We start from the raw sequence: 21,993 nt of genomic DNA on the forward strand, positions 1-21,993 counted from the left end.
ACGCGGGTTACAGTTATCTCATGGCCGAAAGACCCGTCGCTAACGCGCTGACCCTGGAACTCGAGCCGGTCGTCGAAGCGAACGTCGACCGCCACCTGTCCACCGAAGAGCTCTGGTTCGCCCACGATTACGTGCCGTTCGATCGGGGCGAGAACTTCGCATTCCTCGGTGGGCGCGACTGGGACCCGTCGTCAATGACGTTGCCGAGACCGCTGACCGACGCCTGCGAGATCATGCTGCTGCTCAAGGACAACCTGGCCGCGCACCACCGCGAGCTGGTCGAGCACTTCATCCTCGAGGACTACTGGGGCCGCTGGCTGGGCCGGTGGACCGCCGAGGAGCACCTGCACGCCATCGCGTTGCGCGAGTACCTGGTGGTGACCCGTGAGGTCGACCCGACCGCCAACGAAGAGGCCCGCGTCCAGTACGTCATGAAGGGCTACCGCGCCGACACCTACTCGCAGGTGGAGACCCTGGTGCACATGGCGTTCGTCGAACGCACCCACGCCGTGTTCTGCGAGAACCTGGCCGCCAAGCTCGAGGAGCCCATCCTGGCCGGCCTGATCGACCGGATCGCCCGCGACGAGCGGCGGCACGAACTGTTCTTCTCCAACCTCGTCGAGCACTGCCTGGGATACACCCGCGACGAGACGATCGCGGCGATCGCCGCCCGTGCCGCCGACCTGGATGTGCCCGGCGCCGACATCGACGCGTACCGCGACAAGGTGCAGAACGTCGAAAAGGCAGGCATTTTCGGTCCGGAGCAGCTGCGTCAGGCGATCTCCGACCGCATCGCCGCATGGGGGCTCGCGGACGAGCCCGCGCTGCGGCAATTCATCGTCGGCTGAGCCGCGGCCCCCTCCGCGCCGATCCCTTTGGGGCGTCGTCGCGGCTCGTCATGTCGGCGCGCCTGCACAGCGGGCACGCGGCCACGGGAGTAGCGTCGTTCCCGATGGTCAGCGTCATGCTCTGCTGCCAGGGCGGCACCTCCCGTCATCACAACGGAAGGACCGGCCCCGGTCCTGGTGCTGCGGTTCCCGTCGACATGCCTGTGCGGGTCCGCGCGGGCTCATCCCGCTCGAGGAGCGCTACGTGACCGATATCCGGACCTACGTGATCGACACTTCCGTGCTGCTGTCCGACCCGTGGGCGTGCAGCCGGTTCGCCGAACACGAGGTGGTTGTTCCGTTGGTGGTGATCAGCGAGCTGGAGGCCAAACGCCACCATCACGAGCTGGGATGGTTCGCCCGCCAGGCGTTGCGCCTGTTCGACGATCTTCGGCTTGTGCACGGGCGCCTGGATCAACCCATTCCCGTTGGGACACAAGGCGGTACGCTCCACGTCGAACTCAACCACACCGACCCGGCGGTGCTGCCCGCCGGCTTCCGCAACGACAACAACGACTGCCGGATCCTGAGTTGCGCCGCCAACCTGGCCGCCGAAGGCAAACGAGTCACGTTGGTCAGCAAGGACATTCCGCTTCGGGTCAAGGCCGCCGCGGTAGGGCTGGCCGCCGACGAATACCACGCCCAAGACGTCGTGGCCTCCGGCTGGTCGGGCATGCGCGAGATCGAAACCGCCACCGAGGATATCGACGCCCTGTTCAGCGACGGCGAGATCGATCTGGCGGAAGCCCGAGACCTGCCCTGCCACACCGGCATTCGGCTGCTCGGTGGCAGCTCTCACGCGCTGGGCAGGGTCAACGCGGACAAGCGCGTTCAGCTGGTCCGCGGTGATCGCGAGGTGTTCGGATTGCGTGGGCGGTCCGCCGAACAGCGGGTCGCGCTGGACTTGCTGCTCGACGAGTCGGTCGGCATCGTGTCGCTGGGCGGCAAGGCCGGCACCGGCAAGTCGGCGCTGGCGCTGTGCGCCGGGCTGGAGGCCGTGCTGGAGCGGCGGACCCAGCGCAAGGTGGTGGTCTTCCGTCCGCTGTACGCCGTCGGCGGCCAGGAGCTGGGATACCTGCCCGGCAGCGAGAGCGAAAAGATGGGCCCGTGGGCGCAGGCAGTGTTCGACACCCTCGAGGGGCTGGCCAGCCCGGCGGTGCTCGAGGAAGTGCTGTCCCGCGGCATGCTCGAAGTGCTGCCGCTGACCCACATCCGGGGACGTTCGCTGCACGACTCGTTCGTCATCGTCGACGAGGCGCAGTCGCTGGAGCGCAACGTGTTGCTGACCGTGCTGTCCAGGCTGGGCACCGGGTCGCGGGTGGTCCTGACCCACGACATCGCCCAGCGCGACAACCTGCGGGTGGGCCGCCACGACGGGGTCGCGGCGGTGATCGAGAAGCTCAAGGGCCACCCGCTGTTCGCCCACATCACCCTGTTGCGCAGCGAGCGCTCGCCGATCGCCGCGCTGGTCACCGAGATGCTCGAGGAGATCGCCGGGCCGCACTGAGCGGTTTCGCCGCGAAGCTGTATTCCACGACAGCTCCACTCGCGATATGTGTCGCTGGTTGCAGTCTCGCGGTGAGTACGCTTTTACCGTGGCGAAACGACCCGACACCTTGGCCTGGCGCTACGGGCGCACGCTGGCCGGTGTCGTCGCCGCCGTCGCGGTGCTGGTGATCGGCGGGCTGACCGGTCACGTGACGCGCGCCGACGACCTGTCCTGCTCGGTCGTCAAATGCGTCGCGTTGACCTTCGATGACGGCCCCGGTCCCTTCGACGAGCGGCTGCTGCAGATCCTCAAGGGCAACGACGCGAAGGCCACCTTCTTTCTGATCGGCAACAAGGTGGCCGCCAACCCGGCGGGGGCCAAACGCATCGCCGACGCGGGGATGGAAATCGGCAGCCACACCTGGGAACACCCCAACATGACCACCATCCCGCGGGAGGACATCGCCGCGCAGTTCTCCAAGGCGAATGACGCGATCACCGCCGCGACCGGCCACACGCCGACGTTGTACCGGCCCGCGGGCGGCTTGTCCGACCCGGTGGTGCGCCAGACCGCCGGTCAATTCGGGCTGGCCGAAATCCTGTGGGACGTCATCCCTTTCGATTGGGCCAACGACTCGAACACGGCGGCGACGCGATCGATGCTGATGACCTACATCAAACCGGGCTCGGTGGTGCTGTTCCATAACACCTACTCGAGCACCGTCGATCTGGTCTATCAGTTCATCCCGGTGCTCAAGGCTAACGGCTACCGGATGGTGACGGTCAGCGAACTGCTGGGACCACGCGCGCCCGGCAGCAGTTATGGTGGCCGGGAGAACGGGCCACCCGTCAACGGTCTGCGCGACATTCCCGCCAGTGACATCCCCACGCTGCCCAACACGCCCTCACCCAAGCCGATGCCCAACTTCCCGATCACCGACATCCCCGGGCAGAATTCCGGCGGGCCGAACAACGGTGCCTAGCGCGACGAGCGGGCCCGCGACGAAAGGACGAAAGTCCGCTCGACGGTGGATGTTTCACTACGGCCTCGACTTGAGTCTGTCGTATGTGCTGGCGGTCGTCGAAGCGGCCGCCATCTTGATCCCGTTGCGCGGCCACACGTCCGTCGGGGCCAACGCCGACTTCGCGCGGCACAGCACGGGGCCGGTGGCGCTGCTCGTCGTGCTGGGCATCATCGGCGTCTCGGTGGCCGGCGCCTTGAGCCTGGCGCCCACACTGCGCTGGTTCGTGCCGGGCGACGAACCGACACCACAGCAACGCGAGGCCGTGATGAAGCTCGCCGGGCGCCAGTCGGCGATCCTGGTGACGGCCTGGGCGCTGAGCGGCGGGACCTTCATCCTGCTGAATCTTGGTGGCGGGGCCCGGCTTCTGCTACCCATCGTGCTCGGCGTGCTGCTCGGCGGGTCGGCCGCCGCCGGCACGGGGATGCTGCTCGCGCAACGCACCCTGCGCCCCATCATGCGTGCCGCCACACTGGGCGCCGAGCCACGGCTGGCCGTGCCGAGCGTGTACGCGCGACTGGTTCTGCTGTGGTTCCTCTGCAGCGCGTTTCCCATCGCGGTCATCGCGTCCCTGGTCGTTCTGCGCTCCTACGGGTGGCTGATCGAGAAGTCGGCATCGTTGGACGTGCCGATCCTGGTGGTGTCGTTGGCGGCGCTGGTGTTGGGACTGCCGACGATGATCCTGACCTCGCGGTCCATCTCGGACCCGATCGGGGAGGTCGTCGACGCCATGGCGGAGGTTGAACATGGCCGCATGGAAACCTACGTCGGCGCCTACGAACGTTCCCAGATCGGGCGGCTGCAAACGGGTTTCAACCGTATGGTGGCCGGGCTCGCCGAGCGCGACCGGCTGCGTGACCTGTTCGGTCGCCACGTCGGCGCCGACGTCGCGCAGCGCGCCGTCGAAGAGGGAGCCTCCCTGTCCGGCGACGTGGTCGAAGCGGCGGTGCTCTTCATCGACCTGGTGGGTTCCACGCAGCTCGCGGAAAGCCGCCCGCCGCAAGAAGTCGCCGAGGTGCTCAACGACTTCTTCCGGATCGTCGTCAACGCCGTCGACGAACACCACGGATTGATCAACAAATTCGCCGGAGACGCCGCGCTGGCCGTCTTCGGGGTGCCATTGCCGACCAGCGAGCCGGCGTCCGCAGCGCTGGCGACGGCCCGGGCGCTGGCCACTCAACTGCGCCGGCTGCCAGTCGATTTCGGCGTCGGCGTCTCCGCGGGGCGCGTGTTCGCCGGCAACGTCGGCGCCGAGAACCGGTACGAATACACCGTGATCGGCGACGCCGTCAACGAGGCCGCGCGGCTGGCCGACCTCGCCAAGACGTCCGATCGGCGAATCCTGTGTTCGGCGGCCGCCATCGATGCGGCCGGTGAGGCCGAACGCGGGCACTGGGCCGAATGCTATTCCACCGTATTGCGTGGGCGATCCGAGACGACCCACGTCTCGGCGCCGACCACCTAGGACCAGGGCCGCGTCAGGATTTCGCGACCTTCAGCGCGGCGATGATCTTGCCGACGAGGTCCGCCGACGCGGTGTCACCGATGGGTGTGCTGCCGATGAACACGGTGACCGGCTTGGTGTCGACCGCGATGATGCTGACCGAGTCGCCCTTGACGTTGCGGGTGGGATCGGCGATCGTGACGTCGGCGTCGGCCCGCACCGCCTTGGTCCCGTCCACGGTGATCGACGACGTCTTGACCGGTCCCAGCGTGGGTGTCGCGTTGGCATAGCCGGGCCCGTTGACCACGCACTGCATCAGTTTGGTGGCTTGCGCCGTGAGGTCCATGCTGGCAACGAAATTGGTGACGCCGACCTCGGCCGTCATCATCCACTGATTGGCCCCGGGCACGTCCTGGGCGACGCCGAGTCCGCCGATCAGGTTGGGGCCCTGGTCATCGGAGAACACCGTCCACCCGGACGGCGCCGCACTGGCCGGGAACGACAGCTTTCCGGCGGTGATCGAGTCGCCCCGGGGCATCTCACCGCCGGACACGTTCGGGGTGCAATCCGTGGCGTTCTGTGCCGAATTCTTCGGTTGCGAGACCGACGTGCTCGTCGACGGCGGCGCGGCGCTCGATCGCTTGTTGCCGTGGCCGCCCTTCATCACCACGAGGGTGGCCACCAGCGCGATCACGGCCAGCGCGACCAGGCCGGCGACGATCAGCCAGGGCAGCTTCGAGCCGCCTGGGGGAGGGCCGGGCGGGTAGGGCCCGCCGGGCGGAAATGGTTGTCCCGGCGGGGGATACTGCGGTGCCTGGTACGGATTGACGGCGGGACCACCCGGCGGCGGATACGGGTACTGACCGCCCGGCGGGTAGCCGTACGGACCCCCCTGCGGGTAAGGACCCTGCGGGTAAGCGCCGCCGGCCGGCGGCTGGCCACCCCAATTCGGTTCCTGCCCATAGGGGTTGCTTCCGTAAGGCCCAGGGCCGTAGGGGCCGCCGCCGGGAGGAGCCGTCATGGAAAAACCACCCTTACACTCATCGACACCGTCGCCGCGTGACGGTCGGGCCTAGTCTTCCGGCTTGACCTTCGCCATGGCCAGCACGTCGAGCCGGCGGTCGAGCTCCTCGATCGACAGCTTGTCGCCGATCAGGCCGCGGTCGATCACGGTCTGGCGAATCGTCTTGCGCTCCTTGAGGGCCTGCTTGGCGACCGCGGCGGCCTCCTCGTATCCGATCGCCGAGTTCAGCGGCGTCACGATGGACGGCGACGACTCGGCGAGCTCGCGCAGGTGCTCGACGTTGGCCGCCAGGCCGGTGATGCAGCGCTCCGCGAACAGCTTCGAGACGTTGGTCAGCAGCTTGAACGACTCGAGGATGTTGCGGGCCATCATCGGGATGTACACGTTGAGCTCGAACGCACCGTTGCCGCCGCCCCACGCGACCGCGGCGTCGTTGCCGATCACCTGCGCGGCCACCTGCGTAACTGCTTCGGGGAGAACGGGATTCACCTTGCCGGGCATGATCGAGCTACCCGGTTGCAGGTCGGGCAGCTGAATCTCGGCCAGGCCGGTCAGCGGGCCCGAGCCCATCCAGCGGACGTCGTTGGCGATCTTGGTCAGCGACACGGCGATGGTGCGCAGCGCACCGGACGCCTCGACGAGGCCGTCGCGCGCGGCCTGGGCCTCGAAGGAGTTTGCCGCCGTGCGCAATTCGCTCAGGCCGGTGGAGGCAACCAACGTTTCGACGACCTTGGCGCCGAAGCCGTCGGGAGCGTTGAGGCCGGTGCCCACCGCGGTGCCGCCGATCGCCAACTCACCGAGCCGCGGCAGCGTGGCGCGCACCCGCTCGATGCCGGCCTCGATCTGGCGGGCGTACCCGCTGAATTCCTGGCCGAGCGTCACGGGCACGGCGTCCATCAGGTGGGTGCGGCCCGACTTGACCACAGTGTGCCATTCGCGGGCCTTGCTCGCCAGCGCGTCATGCAGCACCTCGAGCGCCGGGATGAGGTGGCGCACGGCGGCTTCGGTGGCCGCGATGTGGGTCGCGGTGGGGAAGGTGTCATTCGACGACTGCGACATGTTGACGTCGTCGTTCGGGTGCACCGTGACGCCGTTGGCCGCGGCGATGCTGGCGATCACCTCGTTGGTGTTCATGTTGGAGCTGGTGCCCGAACCGGTCTGGAAGACGTCGATCGGAAACTGGTCGTCGTGGCGGCCGTCGGCGATTTCGGCGGCCGCGGCGATGATCGCGTCGGCCTTCTCCGGGGCCAGCAGCCCGAGGTCCTTGTTGACCTGCGCGCACGCGCCCTTCAGCAGGCCCAGGGCGCGGATCTGGGTGCGCTCCAGCCCGCGGCCCGAGATCGGAAAGTTCTCGACCGCGCGCTGGGTTTGCGCGCGCCACAACGCTTTTGCGGGGACGCGGACCTCGCCCATGGTGTCGTGCTCGATGCGGTACTCGGTGTCATCCGTGGCCATAGAGTGCTGGCTTCCTCGTTCTTCGATCTGGCGGTCAGGGCAGGGGATAGGCGGCAGAACTGTCGCCGGTGAAGTCGATGGCGGAGTATTCGTTGAGCTTCGAAAGCCGGTGGTAGGCCTCGATCATGCGGACGGTGCCCGATTTCGACCGCATGACGATCGACTGGGTGGTGCAGCCGCCGGGGTAGTACTGCACGCCCTTGAGCAGGTCGCCGTTGGTGACCCCGGTGGCGCAGAAGAAGACGTTCTCGCCGGACACGAGGTCCTCGGTGGTCAAGATCTGATCGAGGTCATAGCCGGCGTCGATGGCCTTTTGGCGTTCCTCGTCGTCGGTGGGGGCCAGCTGCGCCTGGATGGCGCCACCCATGCACCGGATCGCGGCGGCCGCGATGATGCCTTCCGGCGTACCGCCGATCCCGGCCAGCATGTCGGTGCCCGAGTGCGGCCGGCAGGCCGAGATCGCGCCCGCGACGTCGCCGTCGGTGATCAGCCGGATGCGGGCCCCGGTGGCCCGGACGTCCTCGATCAGCTGGGCGTGCCGCGGCCGGTCGAGAATGCATACGGTCATGTCGCGCACCGACAACGCCTTCACCTTCGCGACGGCCTTGATGTTCTCGGCGATCGGCGCGGTGATGTCGAGCACGTGCGCCGCCTCGGGGCCGACGGCGATCTTGTTCATGTAGAAGACCGCCGACGGGTCGAACATCGCGCCGCGGTCGGCCACCGCCAGCACGGAGATGGCGTTGGGCATGCCCTTACTCATCAGTGTGGTGCCGTCGATCGGATCGACGGCGAAGTCGCACTCCGCGCCGTCCCCGTTGCCGACCTCTTCGCCGTTGTAGAGCATCGGCGCGTGGTCCTTCTCACCCTCGCCGATCACGACCACGCCGCGCATCGACACCGAGTTGACCAGCTCGCGCATCGCGTCGACGGCCGCGCCGTCACCGCCCTCTTTGTCGCCGCGGCCTACCCAGCGTCCGGCCGCCATGGCGCCGGCCTCGGTGACCCGGACCAGTTCCAAGGCCAGGTTGCGGTCTGGAGCCTCACCGCGCGGCCGCGCTTGCGCTGGAGCTCGGCCATTGGCGGTGGACGAGCGGTCGCCCTCAACTGTCATGGTTGCTGATTGTCCCAGAAGCGGATCGGTCCGCTGGAACTGGGATACTCGGGGGATGACCGAGAAGCCGCCGCTGAATGCCAGCTCGGACGGCTCTGTGGCCGACGAGCCGGCCCCGGCCGCCGGGCCCGCGCCCAGGCCGGCGAAGCCTCGGCTGCTGCAGGACGGCCGGGACATGTTCTGGTCCCTGATTCCGCTGGTCATTGGCTGCGTGGTGCTGGCCGGGCTGCTGGGCATGTGTTCGTTTCAGCTCGACAGCCGCAGGGGCCCCATCCCGTCCTATGACGCCGCGGCGGCCCTGCGGGCGGACGCGGCGACGCTCGGCTTTCCCATCCGCCAACCGCAGTTGCCCGGCGGCTGGCAGGCCAACTCCGGGCACCGCGGCGGCATCCCCAACGGGCGATCCGACCCCGCGACGGGTCAACGCGTGAACGCGCCCATCTCGGTGGTCGGATACATCAGCCCGAGCGGCATGTATCTGAGCCTGACCCAGAGCAACGCCGACGAGGACAAGCTGATCAACTCGATCCATCCGTCGGCGTATCCCACCGGGGCGGTCGACGTCAGCGGGACCAACTGGGTCGTCTATCAGGGGTCCGGCGAAAGCGGCGCGGACGCCGAAGCCGTGTGGACGACCCGGCTAAGCGGCCCGGGCGGCGCGACGCAGATCGCGATAACCGGCGCCGGAAGCAGCGATCAGTTTCGTACGCTGGCCTCGGCGACGCAATCGCAGCCGCCGCTGCCGACGAGCCGATAGAAGGGGACTCGCATGGGTGCACCGGAGGCCGATCTGTCCGGGTGGTCGGCGGCGCCGTTCAGCGGTGGCGGCTACACTCACGACGTCTACCGCAAGGGCGCCGGCCCCGGTGTGGTGCTGATCCCTGAGCTGCCCGGAATACATCCCGGCGTGCTGGGCTTGGGTAATCACCTGGTGGACAACGGTTTCACCGTCGCCATCCCGTCGCTGTTCGGCGAGCCGGGCCGTGCCAAGACGGCCGGTTACCTCGTCGGCGCCATCGGGCGAGCCTGTGTGGCAAGGGAATTCGCGGCGTTGGCGCTGAACAAGCAGCGGCCGGTGTCGGCGTTCCTGCGCGCGCTGGCGCGCGACCTCAACGCTTCGACTCCCGGCAAGGGCGTCGGCGTGATCGGCCAATGTTTCACCGGGGGATTCGCATTGGCCGCCGCGGTCGACGACAGCGTGCTGGCCCCGGTACTGTCGCAGCCGTCGGTGCCGTTCCCGCTCGGCGCCGCTCGGCGCCGCGACCCCGGCCTGAGCGAGTCCGAGCTGACCACCGTGGCCGACCGCTGCGCCACCGACGGCTTGTGCGCCATGGGATTACGATTCAGCGAGGACAAACTGTCGCCGGGCGAGCGGTTCGCGACGCTCAAGGAGCGCCTCGGGGACGCGTTCGAGGTGATCGACATCGATTCGGGCCCGACCAACCAGCACGGCTTCGGCAAGGCGGCGCATTCGGTGCTGACCGATGAGGTCCGTGAAATCGACGGACACCCCGCCTACGAGGCCCGTAAACGCGTGGTCCAATTCCTCACCGAGCGGCTCACCTAGCGGTCCGCTAGGCCGACCGCCTCGAACTGGCGAAATTCTCGGCGAGATCTGCTGCCTTGGCGACGCTTTCGGCGGGTGTCGTCATCCGGGCGGCAAGGTCGCGAGCTCGGATTGCGTACTCCGGCGCCAAGATTCGGCGCAGGTCTGCGACGAGCGATTCCCGGGTGGTGGCGGATAGGCGGCGGTGGGTGCCCACCTTGAGGCGGCGTTTCACCTGGGCTCCCCAGATGATCTGATTGCCGTCCACGGACAGGACCAGGGTGGGAATTCCGGCACGCAGACTTGCGGCGGTGGTGCCCGATCCGCCGTGGTGCACGGCGGCCCGGCACAGGGGAAAGATGGACGCGTAATTCAGCGCGCCGACCACCTTGACGTGATCGGAATGCGGGACGTCGTCGAAGTCGCTCCAGCCGGCGCAAATCAACGCCCGCTCGCCCAACTGCGCGCACGCCCCGCTGATCATCTCGATCGTGTCGGACGGAGATTCCACCGGCATGCTGCCGAAGCCGAAGAAAATCGGCGGTGTTCCCGCGGCAATCCACGATGCGGCCTCGTCGTCGGCGCCCGTCGCCAACTCCATCGTCAGCGCGCCCACGAAGGGCCGTTGGCGCCGCCATTTCGCCCATTCGGCCGCCAATCCCGGGAAGGCAACCTCGTCGTATGCCTGAATTTCCAAGGCTCTCAATGCGGCAATTCGTCGCGGTGAGGAAGACGTTGTCTTCGGCAGGCCGAGTTCGCCGCGCTGCGCGTCCTCGAGCTTTTTGCTCAGGCGCCACGTCAGCCAGTCGAACGCCCGCACCGCGAAGCGAGAGGCCGGTGCCGGCAAGATCGCCACAACCTGGCCGTTGGGACGCATCGGAACATGGTGCAGGGTAACCAACGGAAGACCATGGTATTCAGCCACATTGGCGGCGATTTCCTGATAGGTCTGCCCGGCGAGTACCACGTCGGCCCCCTCCGCCAACGACTTCAATGTCTCGTTCATGTGCGCCCAAGACTGGTCGGTGACCTTCTTGATTTCGAGCCCAGACCGCGATATGTCCCGAACCCTCCAGAACCTGCTGAACAGCGTCGTGGTGAAGGTGCGAAACGCGTCCATCCAGGCGTTCGTCTCCGCCCCGTAGGGCACCGCGGACAGGCCGGCCGATTGCGCGAAGCCGACCAAATCGGGCGGGACTGCGATGCACACATCATGCCCTCTGCGCTGCAGTTCGCGGCCGATAACAACAGCAGGCTCGATATCGCCTCGAGTTCCATAGCTTGCCAGCGCAAATCTCATGACGGATCTCAAACTTTCAATCGAGTGAAACCGGGACGGGTCACGTTATCTCTGAGTACAATTCGGACCATTTCACGATGTCGTCCAGGGGGCTGAGGAAATCAGTGTGCCTAATATCGCTGCACTCTATGGCAGCTCTCTCGGCGTGTGAACGGTAAAAATGGAATCTGATGGCGGCGCGTTACCGGCGGCCGCGGCGGCCGAACCGGCCAAGAGGTTATTGTCGATCGACCTACTCGATGCCGATGAACACAGCCAGCTCGACGAATGGGGCAACCGAGCGGTGCTCGCACAGCCGGCCCGCACGCCGGTCTCGATTCCGCAATTGTTCGCGGCGCAGGTGGCCCGCGACGCGGAGGCGGTAGCGATCACGTGCGGGAGCCGCTCGATGACCTACGGCGAGCTGAACGCGGCATCTAATCGATTGGCGCACCTGCTCGTTGACCGCGGCGCCGCCTCCGGCGAGCGTGTGGCGATGCTGCTGCCGCGCTGCGCCGAGGCGATCGTGGCGGTCCTGGCCGTGATCAAGACCAGGGCGGCCTACGTGCCGATGGATCCGGCGCACCCCGACGCGCGCCTCGGGATGGTCCTCGGTGACGCTGCCCCGATCGCCGTGATCACCACCGCGGACCTGCGTCTGCGGGTGGACACCTCGGACGTGCCCGTCATCGACATCAACGACCCCGCGATCGACGCCGGAGTTGCTGCCGCGTTGCCGGCCCCCACCGCCGACAACCTCGCCTACATCGTCTACACCTCGGGCACCACCGGCATGCCCAAGGGCGTGGCCGTCACGCACCGCAATGTGACCCGGCTCCTCGAGTCACTCGACGCCGAACTGGCGCGGGGACAGGTGTGGACGCAATGCCATTCCCTGGCCTTCGACTACTCCGTCTGGGAAATCTGGGCTCCGCTTCTGTACGGCGCTCGGCTGCTGATCGTGCCCGACGGTGTCGTGCGTTCGTCGGAAGAATTCCACGCACTGCTCGTGCGCGAACAGGTCAGCGTCTTGAGCCAGACCCCGTCGGCGTTCCACGCGCTGCAGACCGCCGACGCGCTGCACTCCGAGATGGGGCAGCTGAACCTCCAGACGGTGGTCTTCGGCGGCGAAGCGCTTGAACCGCAACGCCTTGCGTCGTGGTTCCGTAATCATCCGGGGTCGCCACGGATGATCAACATGTACGGCATCACCGAGACGACGGTGCACGCCTCGTTCCGGGAGCTCGCCGTCCGCGACGTCGAGAACAGCGTCAGCCCGATCGGCGTGCCATTGGAGCATCTCGCCTTCTTCGTGCTCGATAAGTTCCTGCGTCGGGTGTCGGCGGGCGCCGTCGGTGAGCTGTATGTGGCCGGTGCGGGAGTGGCCTCCGGATACTGGGGCCGGTCCGGGTTGACGGCGTCGCGGTTCGTGGCGTGCCCGTTCGGCGATGCCCAGGCGCCCGGTCAACGTATGTATCGCACGGGCGATCTGGTGCGCTGGGACGCTGACGGTGAGCTGCAGTATGTGGGCCGCGCGGATGAGCAGGTGAAAATCCGCGGATATCGCATCGAGCTGGGCGAGGTCAGGGCGGCACTCGGCGCGCTGGACGGCGTCGAGCAGGCGGCCGTGATCGCCCGTGAGGACCGTCCCGGCGACAAGCGCCTGGTCGGCTACGTCACCGGGACCGCCGATCCGGTCAAGGTGCGCGCGCAACTGGCGGATCGATTGCCGGAATATATGGTGCCGGCCGCGGTCGTGGGGCTGCAGGCTCTGCCGCTGACGGTCAACGGCAAACTCGACACACGCGCCCTGCCGGCACCGGAGTACCGGGACGCCGACCGTTACCGCGCGCCGGGAGACGCGGTCGAGCAGGTCCTGGCCGACATCTATGCCCAGGTCCTCGGTGTCGATCGGGTCGGCGTGGACGACTCGTTCTTCGACCTGGGCGGGGACAGCGTGTTGTCGATGCAGGTGGTGGCCCGGGCGCGCGCGGCCGGTGTGGCGTGTCGACAGCGCGATGTCTTCGTCGAGCAGACGGTGGCCCGGCTTGCGCAGGTGGCCGTCTTGCTCGATGGCGAGGCGGCGGAGGTCGACGAGGGCGTCGGTGCGGTGGTGGCCACCCCAATCATGCGCTGGCTACACGATTTTGACGGTCCGGTCGATGAGTACAACCAGACGGTGGTGCTGCAAGCTCCCGCCGGAGTGACCGAGGCCGACGTCGTCGTCGTGCTGCAAGCCCTGCTGGACCGCCACGCCATGCTGCGGCTGCGCGCCGCGGACACCGGGAACGGGGATTGGTCGCTGTGGGTACCCGAGGTAGGGGCCGTGGACGCCCGCGCCTGCCTGCAGTCGGTGGATGCGCTGTCCGACGAGGCGCTCGTGGCCGCGCGGTCACGGTTGAATCCGGCGACCGGGGCGATGTTCACCGCGTTGTGGGTGCCGAACACGGGCCAGTTGGCGTTGATGATTCACCACCTGTCCGTGGATGTGCCGTCGTGGCGAATCCTGTTCGAAGACTTGAACATTGCATGGGCGCAACATCACCACGGGCAGCCGGTCGAATTGCCCACTGGTGGAACATCGTTCGCGCGGTGGGCGGCGATACTGAGTGAGCACGCGCGCAGCCCGGCGGTCGTGGATCTGGCCGACGCATGGCGCCAATTGCTGGCGACGCCCGCCGCGTTGCCCGCGGTGCGACCGGCGGTCGACACCTACGCCCGCGCTGGTCACCTGTTGGCGACGCTGGATATCGAGACCACTCACCAGTTGCTGGGCGAGGTGTCGGTCGCGTTTCACGCTGGGGTGCAAGACGTTCTGTTGATCGCGTTCGGGTTGGCCTGGAACGAATTCCTCGGCGCCGCCGGCGCACCGATCGGTATCAGCGTCAAAGGTCACGGCCGCGCCGAAGAACTGCGGCGCGACGTCGACCTGTCGCGCACCGTGGGATGGTTCACCAGTAAGTACCCGGTGGCGCTGACGGTGGGTGAATTGCCGTGGGCGCACGTAGCCGCCGGCGGGGCCGCGCTGGGGCCGTTGATCGCGGCCGCTTTGCAACGGCTTCGCGCCATGCCTGACGGTCTGACCTACGGTCTCCTGCGCTATTTGAATCCCGAAGTGGGACTGGCTGGTTCGGAGCCGACCATCGAATTCAACTACCTCGGGCGGTTTGACGCCGATGCGGCCGTTCTGTCCGAACATCTCTGGCGGGTCGACGAGGACGCCATGGCGACCATCCCCGCGGCGTCGGCGATACCCACGCCGCTCGGCCACACCGTGGAATTCAACGCCGCCCTCCTGGATACCGGTACCGGCCAGCGCCTGCACACGACATGGACGTGGGCACCCTCGGCACTGGACGAGGAACAGATCCAGCGGCTGAACCGGCTGTTGTTCGAGGCACTGACCGGCATCTGCGCGCATGTGCGGCACGGTGGCGGCGGTGAGCCGGCACCGTCGGCCTGATCGTCGACGATAATGGCGAACGACCCTGTTGAGCTCACTCGGGAGATTGTGCACGCGCATGGCGATCGACGACCTGGTGGTCGAAACCAGCAACGGCCCGGTCCGCGGCGTCGACGACGGCCGCGTCAAGGCGTGGAAGGGCATCCGCTACGCGGCGGCGCCGGTGGGCGACTTACGTTTTCGGGCGCCGCAACCGCCCGAGCGCTGGACCGAGATCGCCGACGCCACCGTGTTCGGGCCGGCCTGCCCGCAGCCGGTCTTTCCCAACATGCCGCTGGATCTGGGCGCACCGCAGGGCGAGGACTGCCTGCGGCTCAACGTCTGGGCATCCTCTGAGACCCGGCCCGGGGACGCCAAACCGGTCCTGGTGTGGCTGCACGGCGGCGCCTACGTCCTGGGATCGAGCAGCCAGACGCTCTATGACGGCAGCAGGTTGGTCAGCCACGGCGACGTCGTCGTGGTGACGGTCAACTATCGGCTCGGCGTGCTCGGCTTCCTCGACCTGACGTCGTTGGACACCGCGGGGCGACGGTTCGACTCGAACGTCGGGCTGCGCGACGCGCTCGCGGCGCTGGAGTGGGTGCGCGACAACGTCGCCGCCTTCGGCGGCGATCCGCACCGGGTCACGCTGTTCGGTGAATCCGCCGGGGCGGGCATCGTCACGACGCTGCTGGCCAGCCCGGCAGCCGACGGCCTGTTCGCCGGCGCGATCGCGCAAAGCTCGCCGGCCACCTCGGTGTACGACCGCGACCGCGCGCACCGGGTCACCCAAGCCTTCCTCGGCAAACTGGGCATCGCCCCGTCGGAGGTGCAGCGGTTGGTCGACATGCCGATGGCGGCGATCCTGGCCGCGTCGCAAGAGGTGTTCGACGAAGTGCCGGCGCGCAACCCGGGAACGCTGGCGTTCGTGCCGATCGTCGATGGCGACGTGCTGGGCGATTACCCGGTCAAGCTGGCGCAGGAGGGCCGCACCCACCCGGTCCCGCTGATCATCGGCACCAACAAACACGAGGCGGCACTCTTCCGGCTGATGCGCTCGCCGCTGATGCCGATCACCCCGAGCGCGATCACCTCGATGTTCAACCAGATCGCCGCCGAGCAACCCGATTTGCAGTTGCCCACCGAGGAGGAGATCGGCTCGGCGTATTCGCGATTGCGGCGCAAGGCGCGGAGTTTGAGCATCGCCACCGACGTCGGCTTCAGGATGCCCTCGGTGTGGCTGGCCGAGGGACACGCCCACGCGGCACCGGTCTACCTGTACCGGTTCGACTACTCCACCCCGTTGTTGAAGCTGCTGACGGTCAGGGCCGCGCACGCCACCGAATTGCCTTACGTCTGGGGGACTCTCGGTGCGCCCAAGGATCCCACGCTGAAGCTCGGCGGCACCAGAACCGCCAAGGCGGTCTCCAAGAGGGTGCGCACCCGATGGATCAACTTCGCCGCGCACGGCGCGCCCGCGGGAACCGCCGGTGAGCCGGAATGGCCGCGCTACCGGGCGACCGATCGTGCCTGCCTGCTCATCGGCAAGAAGGACACCCTCGCCCATGACGTCGACGCGAACATCCGCGCCGCCTGGGGCAGCGAGATGGTGAGCTTTCGCTAACCGGATGCCTTGGCCGTCAACGCGTCTCGCTTCATCTGCTCGAACATGCCCACGTAGTATGGCAGGCATTCCGACAGCGCCTGCTCCGTGGTGAACAGCGGTTGATAGCCGAGGTCGCGAGACGCTTTGGCGATCGAGAAGAAGTTGTCCAGGTACAGCCGCTCGACGGCCAGTGGCTCGAGCAGCGGCGCGGGTATCCCAAACCGGAAATGCAGCCGTTGCCAACCCGTCATCGCCGCGCGCACCACGAGGCCGTTCACCCGGACGCGGGGCCAATTCTCGCCGCAGGCCTCGATCACCGGCCGCGCGAACTCGAACATGTTGATCGGCTCGGCGTCGTTGATGAAGTACGCCTGACCGGGTGCGGTGCCGCCGGGTACCAGATGCTGGGCCGCCAGGATGAAACCGTGAATCAGGTTGTGCACGTAGGAGTTGTCCAACCGGGCCGATTTGCGGCCGATCAACACCTTGACGTGACCGGCGATCACGCTCTCGAACAGCTTGCGGAACATGGTCTGGTCGCCGCGGCCCCAGATGCCGCTGGGCCGAATCGCACACGTCAGGAGGCCGTCAACGTTGTTCTGGCCCAATACAAATCGCTCGGCGATCACTTTGGTCTCGGTGTACAGATCGTTGAACCGGTCGGTGTAGGGCAGCGTCTCGTCGCCGCCCGCGATGTTCTGGCCACCCATCACGACGCTGTTCGACGAGGTGTAGACGAAGCGCTGCACCCCGGCGGCCTGCCCGGCGCGGACCAGGTTCTCGGTGCCCCCGACGTTGACCCCGAAGCTGCGCTGGCGGTACTCCTCGGTCACCGACACGCCGCCCATCAGGTCGATGATCGCCGCGGTGTGAAACACCGTGTCGATGCCGTCGACCGCTCGGGCGCACACGGCCGTGTCGGTGATGTCTCCCTGCAGCACCTCCAACTGGGGATGCTCCGGTAGCGGCGAAGGGGCGCGGTCAAACGAGCGGACCTGATGCCCGCGGTCGAGCAGGGTGGTCACCAGGTTGGCGCCGACGAATCCGGACCCCCCGGTGACCAGGACGCGGCCGAGCTCGGCCGTCAGAGATGCATCACCCATGCGCGAAATCATAACTGAAACGTGTTCCAGTTCGGAAAAAATCTTTCAACGCAGCCCTCCGATGTTGCGGGTCTCAGGCGTCGTCGGCGTCGCCGGAGGCGAGCGCGTCCTCGATCCGCTTGCGGGCGCCAGCTAAATGTTCCTCGCAGCGTTTGGCCAGCTGTTCGCCTCGTTCCCATAGCTGCAGCGACGCATCGAGGTCCAGCCCGCCCTGCTCCAGCAGCCGCACGACCTCGATCAGTTCGTCCCGGCACGCTTCGTAGCCCAGCTGACTAATAGGTGTAATGGATTCGGTCCCCTCCGGCTCGGCGGGGCCCTCCCCGGCGTCATTCTTACGGGCCATCGGCCGGCCCCTCGCTGACGGCGGCCACGGCGCCGTCGGCCACCCGCACCCGCAAGCGGGTGCCCGCCGGCGCGTCGTCGACCGAACGCAGCACCCGGCTCTCGGCGGGACCGACCGATTGCACGACCGCATAGCCGCGCGCCAATGTGGCCGCCGGGCCCAGCGTCGCCAGCCGCGCGCTCAGATGGCCGATCCGTTCGGTTTCAGTGGCGGCCAGCCGGGTGATGTCGCGGCGAATCGCCGACCGGGCGCGGTGAATCTCCTCCGCGCGTGCCTTCAGCGCCGTCAGTGGCTCGGCGAGCACCGGGCGGCTGCGTATCTGGGCCAGGTCACGTTGCTCGCGAGATACCCAGTTGCGCAACGCCTGTGCGCTGCGCCGGCGCAGGTCGTCGATCAGCCGCTGTTCGGCCGCGGTGTCGGGAACCACCTTTTTGGCCGCGTCTGTCGGGGTGGCCGCACGCAGATCGGCGACCAGATCGCACAGCGGGTTGTCGGGTTCGTGGCCGACGGCGCTGATCACCGGGGTGCGGCACGCCGCGATCGCGCGGCACAGCGTCTCGTCGGAAAACGGCAACAGGTCCTCGACGCTGCCGCCGCCGCGGGCGAGGACGATGACGTCGACGTCGGCGTCGCGGTCGAGCTCACGTAGGGCGTCGACGATCTGCGCAACCGCGCTGGGCCCCTGGACCGCCGTGTTGCGCACCGCGAAACGCACCGCAGGCCAGCGGGCCGCCGCCACCGTTCTCACGTCGCGCTCGGCCGCGCTCGCCCGGCCGGTGATCAGGCCGATCATGTTGGGCAGGAAGGGGATTGGGCGCTTGAGCCGCGGATCGAAGAGCCCTTCGGCGTCCAACAGCCTGCGCAGCCGATCGATGCGTGCCAGCAGCTCTCCGACCCCCACCGCGCGAATCTCGCTGAGCCGCAACGAAAATGTGCCGCGACCGGTGTAGAACGAGGGCTTGCCGCACACCACCACCTGCGTACCCTCGGCCAATTTCACCGGCGCATTCAGCACCAGGTCGCGCGGGCACGTCACGCTCAGCGACATGTCGGCGGCGGGGTCACGCAGCACCATGAACACGGTCTTGGAATCGGGCCGCATCGAGACCTGGGCGAGCTGACCCTCCACCCAGACGGTGCCCAGCTTGTCGATCCAGCCGGCCACCCGGATCGCCACCGCGCGCACCGGAAAAGGGTTTTCCGCGGAATTCGGTTCGGACGTATTGGCTCGGGTCACTTCGCGTTCGCGCGGGTGATCCTGTTGGCGAGCAACGTCTGGAACGGGGCGCGGCCCTTGGTCGCCTGCTCGTAGGCCAGCAGGTCTTCGAGTTCATCCACGCTCAGCGATTGCAGACGGGCCCGCAGCTGGGCCAACGTCAGCGCCGAGTAGTCCAGCTCGGTGGCCACCGCCGGCTGCGAGACCGACGCGCCGGCCGCCGGCTTCTTCGATGGGCGGGCGGGTTTGGTCAGCGCGCTGGCATCTTCGTGCGCGTCGGCCACCGAGTACAGCGCGAACCGTCCCTCGGCCCGGCGTTCGCCCTCGCCGCCGTCGGTCACCGTGGCATAAGCCCCGTCGATCGCGTCGGCCACGTCCTCGTCGAACGTCGCCCATTCCGGCTTCTCGTCCTTGGGCGGGAAAATCGACTCGAGGGTGCTGTCCCCCTTGATCACCAGCTCGGCGAGGTTTTGCTGGAAGCGCATCACGATGTGCGCCGCCTGACTGGCCAGTGTCATCGGGTACATCAGGATGGTTTTCGGCAGCCTGATGGTCTCCTCAACGGCGACCGTCGCCGCGCCGACCAGCAGCCGAACCCCATACGGTGCAGTAGCCATGGGTCCAAGATTGCCTTAAGCGGCGGCTAACTCCAAGCCCGCCGCCGCGAGCTGGCAGCCCCGTGTCGGCAGAACGTACCCTGGGGGACATGCCCTCGACCGTCGACATGGGGATTCCCGGCGCAGCCAGCTCGGTCGCCGTCCCCCCGACCCGCAAGCGCGTGCTCCTGGCGGAGCCGCGCGGTTACTGCGCGGGCGTGGACAGGGCCGTCGAGACCGTGGAGCGTGCGCTGGAAAAGCACGGGCCGCCGGTCTATGTGCGTCACGAGATCGTGCACAACCGGCACGTGGTCAGCACGCTGGAAAAGGCCGGTGCGGTGTTCGTCGAGGAGACCGACGAGGTGCCCGAAGGCGCCATCGTGGTGTTCTCCGCGCACGGCGTCGCCCCCTCGGTGCACTCGGCGGCCGCCGAACGCAACCTGCACACCATCGACGCCACCTGCCCCCTGGTCACCAAGGTGCACAACGAGGCCCGGCGATTCGCCCGCAACGACTACGACATCCTGCTCATCGGCCACGAGGGCCACGAGGAGGTCGTCGGCACCGCCGGGGAGGCGCCCGACCATGTGCAGCTGGTCGACGGGGTCGCCGCCGTGGACAACGTGACGGTCCGCGACGAGGACAAGGTGGTGTGGCTCTCCCAGACCACGCTGTCGGTCGACGAGACCATGGAAATCGTCGAACGGCTGCGGCAACGATTCCCCAAGCTGCAGGACCCGCCGAGCGACGACATCTGCTATGCCACCCAAAACCGGCAGGTTGCGGTCAAGGCGATGGCGCCGGAGTGCGAGCTGGTGATCGTCGTCGGGTCGCGCAATTCGTCGAACTCGGTGCGCCTGGTGGAAGTGGCGTTGGGCGGCGGGGCCGCCGCGGCCCACCTGGTCGACTGGGCCGACGACATCGACCCGGCCTGGCTCGAGGGCGTCACCACCGTCGGCGTCACGTCCGGGGCGTCCGTTCCCGAGGTCTTGGTGCAAGGGGTGCTCGAGCGGCTCGCCGAGTGCGGCTTTGACCTGGTGCAACCGGTCACCACCGCGCAGGAGACCCTCGTGTTCGCGCTGCCGCGCGAGATCCGCTCAGCCCGCTGACGGGGCTTGGACCGCTGGCGGTGACCCGCTACGCCGGGCCGCGCCGTTAGACGTCGTACTCCCAGGATTCCGCCGCGGGCCGTCCGTGCGCGCGACCCGGTGTGCGTGAGCGACTCCGGCGCTCGGTGTGCGGCTCCCGCGGTTGGTCCTGGGTGCCGCCACGGTAGCGGACCTGCGAGATGGGGTGATGCGTGCCGCCGCTCCCGGTCGACGGCGGCCGCCGGCGCCGCGGCTCGTAGGGCTCGCGGCTCTCCTCGTACCTGTCGCCGTAGGGCTCAAAGCCGTCGAAACGGCTGCCGCGGGGCGCGGGCCGGTCGTAGGGGCGCTCGTAGGGATTGCGGCGGGTGCGCGGCTCGCGGCGCGGCTCCCGGGGGGCTTGGCCGCGCAAGTCCGGGTCGCCCTCCGGCCTGGGCCGGCGCCGTGACCGACGGGGCGGTTCGGCGTCGTAGTCGCGGGCCGACCGACGGGTGCTGCGCCTTGGGCGCTCGGGCCGCTCGACCGATTCGTCGTCGAGGGGCGGTCGCGCATGGCGGGAGCGGGCGCGCGTGGAACGCGTGGCGGAGCGACCGTCACGCGCCGTTCGGCGGGTCCTGGCCGACGAGCCCGACGTGCGGCCGCGGCGCGACTCGGTGGCCTCGTTGGTGTCGTCGGCATCGGGCTGCAGCGCCGACTGCAGTTTGGCGCCGATGCTGTTGAAGAAGGACTTGACGTCGACGCCGGTGGCGCCGGCGGAATCGGCCGCGGTGCTCGCCGCCTTCGCGCCCTGGGCGTTTCCGAAATACCAGCGGGCCAGCCCGATCGCCAGGACGGCGCCGGCGGTGCCCAGCATGAGCGGGAAGCGCTCGATGAGTGGATAGCCGCAATTGATCAGCAGGTCTTTGAGGCGGCCGACCTTGGCGTCGTGGAAAAGCCAGTAGGCACCGGGCACCGCGCAGAACAGGATCAGCGGCGGCTGGATGATGGTGGTGAAAATGCCGTCTTGGCGCACCGCGAGCACCGCCGCCACGCAACCCGCTATATAGAAGCCCGCGAAGACGTGGGTCAGTTCCTTGTGACCAGCGTCGATTCCGTAGCCGATAGCCGTCGCGGTCACGGCGATAAGCAGGGCCGCATACCAGGGAGCGCCTGGGATGTTGGGGTGGACCGAACGGTGAGCACTATCCACCGTCGCACTAGCCCGCTGTGCTGACACATGTAGACCGTACCGGGAATGGACCGAAAGGCTCGTAAATACCTCGTAGCGATCCTGTGGCGTGCCCCATTCTCGCGCACCATCGGCCGCGTGAGGCCCGCGCCGCCGTGCCCCTAGACTTGGCTCC

Annotated in this window: 18 protein-coding genes; 9 read left to right on the forward strand and 9 right to left on the reverse strand. The window is 68.0% G+C overall.

The genetic code is table 11. The features are described 5' to 3' along the window. The first annotated feature begins 20 nt into the window (after positions 1-20). From W7S_RS05520 to W7S_RS05535, 4 genes are all read left to right on the forward strand, one after another. The gene (locus tag W7S_RS05520) at positions 21-848 is read left to right on the forward strand and encodes an acyl-ACP desaturase (protein ID WP_008254339.1); all 828 of its coding nucleotides are present in this window, start codon (positions 21-23) and stop codon (positions 846-848) included. 244 nt (positions 849-1,092) lie between these two features. After that, positions 1,093-2,394, forward strand: coding sequence for a PhoH family protein (locus W7S_RS05525; RefSeq protein WP_008254341.1), 1,302 nt, complete (start codon positions 1,093-1,095; stop codon positions 2,392-2,394). Positions 2,395-2,482: 88 nt separating this feature from the next. After that, a complete protein-coding gene (locus W7S_RS05530; protein ID WP_008254353.1) occupies positions 2,483-3,358 on the forward strand; it encodes a polysaccharide deacetylase family protein in 876 nt (291 codons plus the stop codon). Between the two features lie 49 nt (positions 3,359-3,407). After that, a complete protein-coding gene (locus W7S_RS05535) occupies positions 3,408-4,862 on the forward strand; it encodes an adenylate/guanylate cyclase domain-containing protein (RefSeq protein WP_008254355.1) in 1,455 nt (484 codons plus the stop codon). Between the two features lie 13 nt (positions 4,863-4,875). Here the strand turns inward: W7S_RS05535 and W7S_RS05540 are convergent, their stop codons facing one another. Genes W7S_RS05540 through glpX form a run of 3 tightly spaced genes read right to left on the reverse strand, consistent with a single transcriptional unit; the run spans position 4,876 to position 8,434 of the window. Further along, positions 4,876-5,862, reverse strand: a complete 987-nt coding sequence (locus W7S_RS05540) for a hypothetical protein (protein ID WP_014379382.1) — start codon at positions 5,860-5,862, stop codon at positions 4,876-4,878. Between the two features lie 51 nt (positions 5,863-5,913). Next, the gene (locus W7S_RS05545) at positions 5,914-7,320 is read right to left on the reverse strand and encodes a class II fumarate hydratase (RefSeq protein ID WP_008254358.1); all 1,407 of its coding nucleotides are present in this window, start codon (positions 7,318-7,320) and stop codon (positions 5,914-5,916) included. A 34-nt stretch (positions 7,321-7,354) separates the two neighbouring features. Next, positions 7,355-8,434, reverse strand: coding sequence for a class II fructose-bisphosphatase (glpX, locus tag W7S_RS05550; protein WP_026071430.1), 1,080 nt, complete (start codon positions 8,432-8,434; stop codon positions 7,355-7,357). A gap of 55 nt (positions 8,435-8,489) precedes the next feature. Between glpX and W7S_RS05555 the strand changes: the two genes are divergently transcribed. Continuing rightward, complete coding sequence (locus W7S_RS05555; protein WP_008254364.1) at positions 8,490-9,191, forward strand: DUF4245 domain-containing protein; 702 nt, start codon at positions 8,490-8,492, stop codon at positions 9,189-9,191. A 12-nt stretch (positions 9,192-9,203) separates the two neighbouring features. Further along, entirely contained in the window at positions 9,204-10,001 is a 798-nt protein-coding gene (locus W7S_RS05560; RefSeq protein ID WP_008254365.1) for a dienelactone hydrolase family protein, read from the forward strand. 7 nt (positions 10,002-10,008) lie between these two features. Here the strand turns inward: W7S_RS05560 and W7S_RS05565 are convergent, their stop codons facing one another. Further along, complete coding sequence (locus W7S_RS05565; protein WP_014381969.1) at positions 10,009-11,280, reverse strand: glycosyltransferase; 1,272 nt, start codon at positions 11,278-11,280, stop codon at positions 10,009-10,011. 220 nt (positions 11,281-11,500) lie between these two features. On the opposite strand from W7S_RS05565, the gene W7S_RS05570 reads away from it, so the two are divergent. After that, the gene (locus W7S_RS05570; RefSeq protein ID WP_369751746.1) at positions 11,501-14,722 is read left to right on the forward strand and encodes an amino acid adenylation domain-containing protein; all 3,222 of its coding nucleotides are present in this window, start codon (positions 11,501-11,503) and stop codon (positions 14,720-14,722) included. A 58-nt stretch (positions 14,723-14,780) separates the two neighbouring features. Beyond that, positions 14,781-16,325, forward strand: a complete 1,545-nt coding sequence (locus tag W7S_RS05575) for a carboxylesterase/lipase family protein (protein WP_008254370.1) — start codon at positions 14,781-14,783, stop codon at positions 16,323-16,325. Here W7S_RS05575 and W7S_RS05580 read toward each other — a convergent pair. The 4 genes from W7S_RS05580 to W7S_RS05595 form a co-directional block, all read right to left on the reverse strand. Continuing rightward, positions 16,322-17,422, reverse strand: a complete 1,101-nt coding sequence (locus tag W7S_RS05580; RefSeq protein WP_036428590.1) for an NAD-dependent epimerase/dehydratase family protein — start codon at positions 17,420-17,422, stop codon at positions 16,322-16,324. The genes W7S_RS05575 and W7S_RS05580 overlap by 4 nt on opposite strands. A gap of 61 nt (positions 17,423-17,483) precedes the next feature. Then, on the reverse strand, positions 17,484-17,753 hold the full coding sequence (locus tag W7S_RS05585; protein WP_008254374.1) for an exodeoxyribonuclease VII small subunit: 270 nt from the start codon (positions 17,751-17,753) through the stop codon (positions 17,484-17,486). Then, positions 17,743-18,990 carry an exodeoxyribonuclease VII large subunit gene (xseA, locus tag W7S_RS05590; protein ID WP_009953445.1) on the reverse strand — a complete coding sequence of 416 codons (1,248 nt, stop codon included), beginning with the start codon at positions 18,988-18,990 and terminating at the stop codon, positions 17,743-17,745. Before xseA ends, W7S_RS05585 begins: the two co-directional genes overlap by 11 nt. After that, positions 18,987-19,586, reverse strand: coding sequence for a lipid droplet-associated protein (locus W7S_RS05595; RefSeq protein WP_008254377.1), 600 nt, complete (start codon positions 19,584-19,586; stop codon positions 18,987-18,989). The genes xseA and W7S_RS05595 overlap by 4 nt, the downstream gene beginning before the upstream one ends. A gap of 89 nt (positions 19,587-19,675) precedes the next feature. Between W7S_RS05595 and W7S_RS05600 the strand changes: the two genes are divergently transcribed. Continuing rightward, positions 19,676-20,674, forward strand: a complete 999-nt coding sequence (locus tag W7S_RS05600; protein ID WP_008254378.1) for a 4-hydroxy-3-methylbut-2-enyl diphosphate reductase — start codon at positions 19,676-19,678, stop codon at positions 20,672-20,674. Between the two features lie 46 nt (positions 20,675-20,720). Here W7S_RS05600 and W7S_RS05605 read toward each other — a convergent pair whose 3' ends face one another. Continuing rightward, complete coding sequence (locus tag W7S_RS05605; RefSeq protein ID WP_193375016.1) at positions 20,721-21,866, reverse strand: DUF6542 domain-containing protein; 1,146 nt, start codon at positions 21,864-21,866, stop codon at positions 20,721-20,723. Between the last annotated feature and the right edge of the window lie 127 nt (positions 21,867-21,993).

This window comes from Mycobacterium sp. MOTT36Y, assembly GCF_000262165.1.
Lineage (GTDB): Bacteria > Actinomycetota > Actinomycetes > Mycobacteriales > Mycobacteriaceae > Mycobacterium > Mycobacterium intracellulare.

Coding starts and splice junctions, on each gene's coding strand:
- W7S_RS05520 (WP_008254339.1), top strand. CDS start 21: ATGGCCGAAAGACCCGTCGCTAACGCGCTGACCCTGGAACTCGAGCCG.
- W7S_RS05535 (WP_008254355.1), top strand. CDS start 3,408: ATGTTTCACTACGGCCTCGACTTGAGTCTGTCGTATGTGCTGGCGGTC.
- W7S_RS05540 (WP_014379382.1), bottom strand. CDS start 5,862: ATGACGGCTCCTCCCGGCGGCGGCCCCTACGGCCCTGGGCCTTACGGA.
- W7S_RS05545 (WP_008254358.1), bottom strand. CDS start 7,320: ATGGCCACGGATGACACCGAGTACCGCATCGAGCACGACACCATGGGC.
- glpX (WP_026071430.1), bottom strand. CDS start 8,434: ATGACAGTTGAGGGCGACCGCTCGTCCACCGCCAATGGCCGAGCTCCA.
- W7S_RS05555 (WP_008254364.1), top strand. CDS start 8,490: ATGACCGAGAAGCCGCCGCTGAATGCCAGCTCGGACGGCTCTGTGGCC.
- W7S_RS05560 (WP_008254365.1), top strand. CDS start 9,204: ATGGGTGCACCGGAGGCCGATCTGTCCGGGTGGTCGGCGGCGCCGTTC.
- W7S_RS05565 (WP_014381969.1), bottom strand. CDS start 11,280: ATGAGATTTGCGCTGGCAAGCTATGGAACTCGAGGCGATATCGAGCCT.
- W7S_RS05575 (WP_008254370.1), top strand. CDS start 14,781: ATGGCGATCGACGACCTGGTGGTCGAAACCAGCAACGGCCCGGTCCGC.
- W7S_RS05580 (WP_036428590.1), bottom strand. CDS start 17,422: ATGATTTCGCGCATGGGTGATGCATCTCTGACGGCCGAGCTCGGCCGC.
- W7S_RS05585 (WP_008254374.1), bottom strand. CDS start 17,753: ATGGCCCGTAAGAATGACGCCGGGGAGGGCCCCGCCGAGCCGGAGGGG.
- W7S_RS05595 (WP_008254377.1), bottom strand. CDS start 19,586: ATGGCTACTGCACCGTATGGGGTTCGGCTGCTGGTCGGCGCGGCGACG.
- W7S_RS05600 (WP_008254378.1), top strand. CDS start 19,676: ATGCCCTCGACCGTCGACATGGGGATTCCCGGCGCAGCCAGCTCGGTC.